General features: G+C 45.5%; 3 protein-coding genes. All 3 read left to right on the top strand.

What is annotated here, in order from left to right; translation table 11 throughout:
• The coding region (locus OEL57_RS16320; RefSeq protein ID WP_300741954.1) for a DUF262 domain-containing protein at nt 1–888 on the top strand (888 nt) is incomplete at its 5' end.
• Between the two features lie 102 nt (nt 889–990).
• A complete protein-coding gene (locus tag OEL57_RS16315) occupies nt 991–1,566 on the top strand; it encodes a hypothetical protein (RefSeq protein ID WP_300741951.1) in 576 nt (191 codons plus the stop codon).
• On the top strand, nt 1,566–2,133 hold a 568-nt coding region (locus OEL57_RS16310; protein WP_300741949.1), incomplete at its 3' end, for a DUF4391 domain-containing protein. The genes OEL57_RS16315 and OEL57_RS16310, both read left to right, overlap by 1 nt.

The raw sequence follows: 2,133 nt of genomic DNA, 5'->3' as shown, positions 1-2,133 counted from the left end.
TTGCAGCCTGCGCCAAAACCAAAATATTTTGTTCTGGATGGCCAACAGCGGTTGACGTCAATGTACTTATCACTTCGGAGCGGATCTGCTGTCAGGACAAAGACTGACAAGGGTGCCGAAATCCAATGTGTCTATTTTCTTGATATGGCAAAGTGCCTTGATCCTGCCGAAGATCGTGAAGATGCTGTCATATCTGTACCGGCCTCGCTTCAGGTGACTTCTGACTTTGGCAGAAAGATTGGGCTTGATCTCTGTACGTTGGCGCTTCAGCACACACACCGCATGTTTCCAATATCACTCGTATTTGATACACAAGGATTCATGAATTGGAAAATGAACTACGCAAATCACCATAACAATGCTGCTGACGCAATGATGTTTCTGATGCGTTTTGAACAGGAAATATGGTTACGTTTTCAACAATTCAAAGTACCGGCAATCGAACTGACTGAGGACACACCACGGGAAGCAGTCTGTCAGGTTTTCGAGAAAGTAAATACCGGAGGTGTCACTCTCACTGTGTTTGAGCTGGTAACTGCAACCTTTGCGGCTGAGGAATTCAACCTAAGAGAAGACTGGGAGGCGCGTAATATTCGGCTTACCGCCAAGCATGAGGTTCTAAATGCTGTAGATGGCACTGCATTTCTTACAGCCGTTACCCTCCTTGCCAGCTTTGAACAGCATTTATTAAATCAGACCGCTATTTCATGCAAACGCGCTGATGTGCTTAGACTCGAATTGTCAGATTTCAAGAGACTTCAAGCACGTGTAGAAACCGGATTCAAAAAGGCCGCCGAACTACTTGCTGAAGAAAAAATTTTTGATACAAAAAATCGTCCTAACACCACCCAACTGATCCCTCTTGCAACAATTTGCGCACGGCTGTAAGATAAATTATCTTTATATAGAGTCAAACAAAAAATCATCCAGTGGTACTGGTGTGGCTAATTTGGTGAACTCTACGGAAGCGCAAATGAAACACGCTTTGCTATGGATATATCTGATGTTGTTCAATGGATAGATAATTGTCCTGAACCACGCACGGTACGGGATGCCAGCTTTGCGCCGACTCGTTTGCTATCTTTGCAATCACGACTTGCTGCCGCATACAAAGGGCTTACTGCATTGCTGATGAAATTTGGCAGTAAGGACTTTATTAGTGGTACGCCGATTGACCTCAATACATACTTCAACAATGCAATAGACATTCACCACATTTTTCCGAGAGTCTGGTGCGAAAATAATAAGCTGCCTCGCGAAAAGTGGAATAGTGTCGTGAACAAAGCGCCTCTGGCAGCAAGCACCAACAGGTTTATTAGTGGCGATGCTCCGAGTGAATACCTGTCAAGAATCCATAAAAACAAGCAGGTAGCCATTCCAAGCCTTGATGAGTTTTTAGTTTCTCATGCGATACCGGTCGCTGAACTTCGTTCTGATAATTTTGAAACGTTTATCTTATCCAGAGCATCAGCCTTATTGGGATTGATTGAGACTGCCACTGGCAAAGCTATATCAGGCCGAGACAGTGAGGAGACGATTAAGGCTTTTGGCGGCAAGCTCGTATAATGTCAGTAATTACGATTTCAGATCTGTTGGCGGCTCTCAGTTTGCCCACCAGTTGCCGAGTAGATCAGCGTGTACCCAAGAAGCTATTGGTGGAAAACGGTGCGCCAACCACTGCTGATAAACGCAAGATCAATGACGGTATTGAAGAGATTCACTGGCTGGCAGCACTAAAACCCAATACCATAGGCGTGCCGGAATATCTGGATAATGAGCGGGAGTATCTGGAGATTGCTGTTCTTTCTGTTGCTCTGCGATCAGAAGCCAAGGCTGGCCGCCTGACTGAGCTGATTCACCGTGCCATACCATACCCGCTGTTTCTTATTCTGGTGCAGAGGGATCAAGTCAGTCTTTCACTGGCAAACAAGCGTAAGGCACAGAATGAGGCTGATAAGTTTGTGCTGGATGGTGATGTTGTTGAAGTAACCGTATCCGGTAAATCTGCAATGGGTAGCGATGTTATCCGGCAGTTCTTTGATGCTCTAGCACTCAATAAACAACCAAGTAACGATCTACTGAACCTGTATCAAGGCTGGCTTGATACTCTGGTTGCGCTCCAAGCCTCACCTG

Source organism: Trichlorobacter sp. (genome assembly GCF_030247655.1).
GTDB lineage: Bacteria > Desulfobacterota > Desulfuromonadia > Geobacterales > Pseudopelobacteraceae > Trichlorobacter.
This window is presented reverse-complemented; position numbering and strand designations above follow the sequence as displayed.

What these genes read in the sequence shown, in the direction of transcription:
- OEL57_RS16315 (WP_300741951.1), top strand. Translation starts at nt 991, where the DNA reads ATGGATATATCTGATGTTGTTCAATGGATAGATAATTGTCCTGAACCA.